Genomic DNA, 6,305 nt, shown 5'->3' with positions numbered 1-6,305 from the left:
TCACTTCACACCGATTAGCAATGTAAATATCCCCCTCTTTTTTACTTTTTTTATATCAAATTATTGACAAAGTCCCCACTATTCTCTGACGAAGGCGAAGGTGCTTTGTCAAATGTTCTGAGTATTTCTTCAATTTCTTTTTCTTGTTCGTCCATTTGATTTCTCCTTGTTCGATTTCTTTCCGAAGAAATCCTTTTCGTAAGGAAAAGGCGGCAGCGGAAGCTCCGCTACCGCCATCCTTAAATGGTTAGCTATCTGTTATTTCACAGATTTTCTTTTTTAGTATAAACAGTAGTTGTCACAACTCCGAAACCGCTGACGAACAGCAGAGCGATCCACAGCCACTCATACTGTTGTCGCCGGTCTGCGGATTCTGAACATCATCCGAAGGCTTGGTGGTATCGTCAGACTTGGTAGGAGCGGCAGGTTTGGTTGCCTTCTGACCTTCTTCGATAGTCTGAGTCGTTACTGCAGAGCCACCGGCAGAATCAAAGGTTACGGTATAGTTTTTATTTCTTTGTTGTAACAGTCTTAGCTTTTGACCAGCCTGAATAAATCCTTATGGATTTGCCGTTAATCTTAACTGTCTTATAGGTGCGAACTCTTACATAATACTTTTTCTTGCCCGAAAGCTTTGAAATTTTCTTTGATACTGTTGTATTCTTGCCTACTGTTACGGTCTTAACCTTGCTGAATTTACTTGAGGCACTGTACTGTACCTGATAGCCTGTTGTCTGTGTAGCCTGCTTCTTCCACTTTACTGTAAACTTCTTTGAACCTGCTTTAAGTGAGGAAATACTTGTTGCCTTTGGCTTGATTGTGAAATAAAGCGTCTTTGTTCCGCTGTATTTACCCTTAAAGGTAATCTTTACTGCGTACTTGCCAACATACTTTCTGCCTTTTGCATAAGACACAGTATAGTCAGTATTCTTAACAAGTGTCTTTCCTGTTCTGTCCTTAACAATAACCTTAGGTGTTCTAACCTTTCCGTTATATGTTAATGATGTTGCTTTAAGCTTTATGCTTGATGCCTTTGGAATTACTGTTGTTGAAAGAGTTTTCTTACATACCGAACAGTAATTTACTATCTTGCCGTTTGCTGTTGGGGTTGCCTTTGTTACGGTTTGCTTTGTGGTGTTGGCAATCTTAGCAATATTGCCCCAAGATGCAAGGTCGGTTATTTCCTTTGTACCGAGTACATCTTCATAGAACTTGCCACAACCTTCGCACTTGTAGTATGCTTCCTTACCGCCCTCTGTGCAGGTGGCAGCTTTCGCGGCAACCAAAGTCAGATTGTGAGTGTGCGGTACAGTTTTGTAATATCCGCAGGTGTCGCAAACATTGTCAGAACCGTAATCGTGAGCCGCTTCGTCCTTTAAATTTAAGTTAATAACTAATACTGATTAGTTTAAGAATGCAGTTGTCTTTTGAATATCAGTTGCATCCTTAACATTAACATAACCATCTTTGTTATAGTCAGCTAACTTTAGGTTTAATTCAACTGTCATTTCGGCAGCATACTTTTGAATTGCAGATGCATCCTTAACATTTACAATACCATCACCGTTTACATCACCCATTTGGTATGTAGGCTGTGATACAGTTTTGTCATATCCGCAGGTGTCGCAAACATTGTCAGAACCGTAATCGTGAGCCGCTTCGTCCTTTTTGTCGTGGCAACGAGAACATTCATGCCAGTGGTTAGTATCATCAGACTTCCATTCTGTGCCTGCGGTATGTCCGGGAGCCGGAATCTTCACACTGGTTTTATCGGTAATTTCTACCGATCCTGTTGCATCTGCGAACCACTTGTCACAGCCATCGCAGGTGTAGTATGCGGAATTGCCCGCAGTAGTGCAGGTGGCAGCTTTCGCAGCAACCAAAGTCAGATTGTGAGTGTGTTCTTCGTTTTTATTTTTGTAATAATATGTAACAACCGTTCCGTCCGAAACAATAGGCTTATTCAAGCCGTCAACCTTTATAAATTCATAATCATAAAGTGTTTTTGCCGGTGTTAAATCAAGCTTTGTGCCGTATGGCACGGTAAATGTTCCGCCGGCAGTGTTTGGAATTTCAGAGCCGTCCTCAAATTTATACTGAATTGAAACGGTTGTGTAGCGCTGTGTTTCCGTATTGTCGTCTGCAAGCACATTTCCGTTTTCATCGAGCACCTGAAATGCCACGGTATCGCCGCTCTTAAGCTGTGCATCAGACGGAATTTGATAAATAAGCGAGCAACTCTTTAAGCCTGAATTAAAGTCGCTTTTGATGTGATCCAAAGCACCGAGCGGCCAGAAATTTGCCTTATCATTCCAAACAGGAATGTCAAATGTTTGTACTGTTTGAAGCGGATTCCCCGATGAATCGGTCGCAACGCTTCCGTCGGAGTGCTTAATCCACATTTTGAATTTTAATTGTCGTGCATTTTTATCTGAAATGTTTTGAATAACAGTTCTAAGCTCGATTTTTTTACCGTTCATATTAGTATTAAATCTGCTTTTGCTGTTGCCGCTCAAAAGTCGGTCATTGCGATTATATGTGTAATTATAATATGAACTTGTTTCAAGGTTGGTAAAATCAGACGGCTTTGAATAAGCGCCCGTATATTCCTTAACCTCGGGAGTTGCAACATAAAGGTCTACATCCTTAACAAGCTGAGACATTCGCTTGAAGCCCTGCAAACGGCAAACCTCACAGAATTGATAGTTTGTGTCTCTCATTATGCACTCATAACTTGAAACAAGCATTTTTGAGCCGTAAGCATTGCGGCAGGTATATGTGTTTCTAAAACCTAAAAGCTGTCGCCATTTTATCTTTTCCGGGTCTTCAACCGAGGAAAGATTGAGTGATTTAAGTTCCTTATCGTCAAGCAAATATCCGTTACTGTATTCATCACCGAGACCGAGCAAACCGTGTCCAAACTCGTGTGCAAAAGTTTTTGACGCACGATAACTGTCTGATGGCGAAATGAAATAATGGAAGCCGTATTCACGGTTATTATAAGCACCGCCGAAATCTGATTTTGTGTTTACAACCATAGCGAACTGAGCAATATAATCGTGAACATAATAATAAGGCTCATATTCCGAACCGGACGGAATTGTGTTTGGATCACACTTTTTTTTGATATGAGCATCGTGAATTTTCTCGATAAATTCAGGACCGATACATCTCTCAAAAATATGATTTTTCCACTGACTTCCGTGGAGATTATTAGAAATAACAGGCGAATTATATTTGTCGACTATAACATCAAAGAAGGTGCTTCCACCATTGTCAAAAGTCGATTCGGAAGCTGTGCAAAGAGCGTAAACATTGAATCTGTCGGCATAACTGCGATACGGTTCATATTTCATAGCGTCCTGCCAAAGTCGTTTGACATCATTGATGAATTTGCCCTGCTGACTTTTTGTGTATCCCTCGCCGCAAACGACAACAACCATATTTTCCGTGTCGCTGCGTGTTTTTTGGATGGTATAAACAGGGATGGTAGGATTAGAATATTTTCCGTCATTTGAATACCACGGGCCGAGGGTGAGCTGAATGCTTTGCTCGGTGCTGACATTCCAATCGGGATTTGCGTCCTCGGCAGGTTCCGAAATTGTATAATCATCCTCTTGCTTATTTGGAGCAGAGCCGATATAAGGACTGCTTTGTGAGCCGCTGCCGGAAGTTGTAACAAAATATTCGGAATCGAGATAAAATGCAGGTCTTACGCCCAAATCGGAATACCACGGAGCATAACGACCGACCTGACCCGATGAACTGATATAACGCATATCGTGATTGCAATCGGTAACAGGAGTGCGAAGCCAATAAGGCCAAGCCATACCGTCATTATTATACGCAACATAATAACCTTTGAGATTTTTCCACACGGCATTAGCCTGCTTTACATCAAGAAGAAAAACCTTTTCGGTTGTAGTTTCAAAATATGAACTGTCGTAGTTTGCCACCGCTTCCGAAATATCGGTGTAGTATAACAAATCCGAATTTGCGTCTCCATCAACTATGCCCTTGTTGTATTCGGGATGAGAAACGAGAGAACGCTGGGTAACGGTTTTCATTGCCGCAATTTCAGATTTTGAAAAAGCGTTGAGAAAACCCGCTTTTTCGTTGTACGCTCCCACACCACTTACATATCCGTCTTTCGGAGGGTTGCCGCAAAGCCAATCGACTTTGCCTTCAGCTGCGGTCGAATTTAACCAAGAACGCATATTGCTGTCTTTCCAATAGTTAGAACCGTAATCATCACGCTTATAGCTTCTGCTGTGTGATTTTGAATTGCTGTTGTCATTTGTTTTGGCATCATATGCAAGGGTGTCAACAATTTTGTCTGCAAGCATAAGCGGTCCGTTATTGTCAATGCTTACACATCGCCAAAGAATTGAGGCATTGTTATACGCGCCCATTTTAACATAGTCGCCAACTTTAATATCGGGCTTTGATGCCGCCTGAATGGTCATCGGCAAAACGGAAATTGCCATGCACAATGCCAAGAATATTGCGGTTATTTTTTTCGTCATTAAGGAACCTCCTTTATAAGCTATATATTTGCTTTTATTATATTGTAAGGTGTTATATGTGTCAATGAAAATCCAATTAAATTTATGTTAATTTTACAGCCGACACATTTAATATTACACGAAGAAGAAAATCTTATTAAATATGCAAAAAGGCTTCTGCCCAAAACAGGGCAAAAGCCTTAAAAATTATGCGATTTTTAGGTTTAGTTGCAAGCCAAGGGGGACTATTTCATCTGCCCGAAAACACGTTTTTGAAAAAAGTGTTGCAAAAGCGGTTGAACACAAAGATTTTCATATCCGATAAGCCTGAATTTTGCGGCGCAATCGGTGCGGGATTGTTTGCCGTTGACAGCGACAGATTGTTGGAAAGGCTTGAATGTAACGCCTTGAACATAAACCCGAAAAATCTTGTGATTTTAATCGGAACGAATGACATCGGCATAGGAGTTCCGACCGAGTACACCTTGAAAAATATAAAAGAAATTTTGCAAAGAACGCAGACACTTTGCTCGAATACCGCCGTAAAAAGCAGTATTCGGGCATAAAAAAGCCTCGGAACACGAATGTTCCGAGGTGATGGCAGATTATATCAACTGTCAAGTCTTTAAAGGTGGAGATTTGTCCATATGGTATCAGATGAAAATCATTCGTGTTTTGCGGCGAATTCTTTTAATAATTTCATTGCAATGACATCATGCTTTTTCGAAAACATATGCCCTCCGCCATCTATAAAATGAAGTTGCACCCGTTTGGAATCTTGCATTCCGATCGGCATCGTACTTTTATATGCTTCTGCCGCACGTTTGGCAGAAGAAACATCTACGATTTTATCCTTTGTACCATGCACGATGCACACCCTGCCGGCGTAGTTCTTAATTTCTGCAAAGGCATCCATTTGCATGACATCCATTGCATAGCATCACCCCAATTTCATCAGTCCGCAGCGGAAAGTATCGGGAACATTTTGCGGATCAAATTTTGCCATCATCATTTTTCCGGCTCTGGCGTCATCCGGGATACACAATGCCGGATAAAACAGGACAAGTTTTTCTATCGGAAAGTTGTTCTTTGCTGCCACCAAAGCAGACACAAAACCACCCTGACTGCATCCCATCAATAAAATTTTTTCAGAATCTGTATAGGAAAGATTTCTAACATATTCAATGACCGCTTTCAGATCTTTGGTTTCTGTCAGAACAGACATCTCTGTGGTTTTTCCGTCACTTTTTCCACACATAGCAGAACCGCCACAAAAATCAAATGTAAATGCAACATATCCCATTTCAGCCAAAAAAGCCGCATAATGTTTCACACTGTCTTGCCATGCCATAAATCCGTGACATACGATTGCAATCGGAAGATGATCTCCTTTTGGACGGTAGATTGTTCCACGAATCGTCAATCCATCTCTTTTGCATTCAAAAGTGCTTTCTGTAATTCCATCTGATAAAACAGGTTTCTTAAAAATCATAATTTTTCTCCAAATTCAGTGGTATTTTGTTTTTGTTGCATCGGCTATATTTTTAACACTGATTTTGTGTAAATGTTTTAGTCAATAGCTATTTTGCTTGTAATAATCATAAGCACGGGAAACACAAAGGAGCATTCTTTCATGATCGACATATTGTTCTTTGGTTTACTGTTAACTCACACTGTCATAGTATAATAATGGAGAGTTTATCATATTTTTGATAGAGTAACAGGGGAATATGATATAATAAAATCAATATTCCAATGGAGGAAACCATGAGCAGAAAATATGATAAGCGATTAAAAGCA

At 40.5% G+C, this 6,305-nt stretch carries 6 protein-coding genes; 1 reads left to right on the top strand and 5 read right to left on the bottom strand.

Annotated elements, in window-relative coordinates; genetic code table 11:
* Positions 1 to 298: 298 nt before the first annotated feature.
* From WMO18_RS10975 to WMO18_RS10360, 3 genes are all read right to left on the bottom strand, one after another.
* On the bottom strand, positions 299 to 529 hold the full coding sequence (locus WMO18_RS10975) for an InlB B-repeat-containing protein (protein ID WP_367575902.1): 231 nt from the start codon (positions 527 to 529) through the stop codon (positions 299 to 301).
* Entirely contained in the window at positions 510 to 1,286 is a 777-nt protein-coding gene (locus WMO18_RS10365) for a fibronectin type III domain-containing protein (RefSeq protein ID WP_367286583.1), read from the bottom strand. The genes WMO18_RS10975 and WMO18_RS10365 overlap by 20 nt, the downstream gene beginning before the upstream one ends.
* A gap of 117 nt (positions 1,287 to 1,403) precedes the next feature.
* Entirely contained in the window at positions 1,404 to 4,526 is a 3,123-nt protein-coding gene (locus WMO18_RS10360; protein WP_211148326.1) for a M64 family metallopeptidase, read from the bottom strand.
* 188 nt (positions 4,527 to 4,714) lie between these two features.
* Here WMO18_RS10360 and WMO18_RS10355 point away from each other — a divergent pair, with 188 nt between their 5' ends.
* Positions 4,715 to 5,071, top strand: coding sequence for a GDSL-type esterase/lipase family protein (locus tag WMO18_RS10355; RefSeq protein ID WP_008789346.1), 357 nt, complete (start codon positions 4,715 to 4,717; stop codon positions 5,069 to 5,071).
* Positions 5,072 to 5,169: 98 nt separating this feature from the next.
* Here WMO18_RS10355 and WMO18_RS10350 read toward each other — a convergent pair whose 3' ends face one another.
* Positions 5,170 to 5,436: an alpha/beta hydrolase family protein gene (locus WMO18_RS10350; protein ID WP_248004744.1), complete on the bottom strand. Its 267-nt coding sequence runs from the start codon at positions 5,434 to 5,436 to the stop codon at positions 5,170 to 5,172.
* Positions 5,437 to 5,445: 9 nt separating this feature from the next.
* Positions 5,446 to 5,997, bottom strand: a complete 552-nt coding sequence (locus WMO18_RS10345) for an alpha/beta hydrolase family protein (protein WP_248004745.1) — start codon at positions 5,995 to 5,997, stop codon at positions 5,446 to 5,448.
* Positions 5,998 to 6,305: the final 308 nt, after the last annotated feature.

It is taken from the genome of Ruminococcoides intestinihominis (assembly GCF_040096285.1).
Classification (GTDB): Bacteria; Bacillota; Clostridia; order Oscillospirales; family Acutalibacteraceae; genus Ruminococcoides; species Ruminococcoides intestinihominis.
The sequence above is the reverse complement of the archived record's forward strand: the minus strand, read 5'-3'. Positions and strand labels throughout refer to the sequence as shown.

Excerpts from the sequence above, each read along its gene's own strand:
- WMO18_RS10360 (WP_211148326.1), bottom strand. The coding sequence starts at position 4,526 with ATGACGAAAAAAATAACCGCAATATTCTTGGCATTGTGCATGGCAATT.
- WMO18_RS10355 (WP_008789346.1), top strand. The coding sequence starts at position 4,715 with ATGCGATTTTTAGGTTTAGTTGCAAGCCAAGGGGGACTATTTCATCTG.
- WMO18_RS10350 (WP_248004744.1), bottom strand. The coding sequence starts at position 5,436 with ATGGATGTCATGCAAATGGATGCCTTTGCAGAAATTAAGAACTACGCC.
- WMO18_RS10345 (WP_248004745.1), bottom strand. The coding sequence starts at position 5,997 with ATGATTTTTAAGAAACCTGTTTTATCAGATGGAATTACAGAAAGCACT.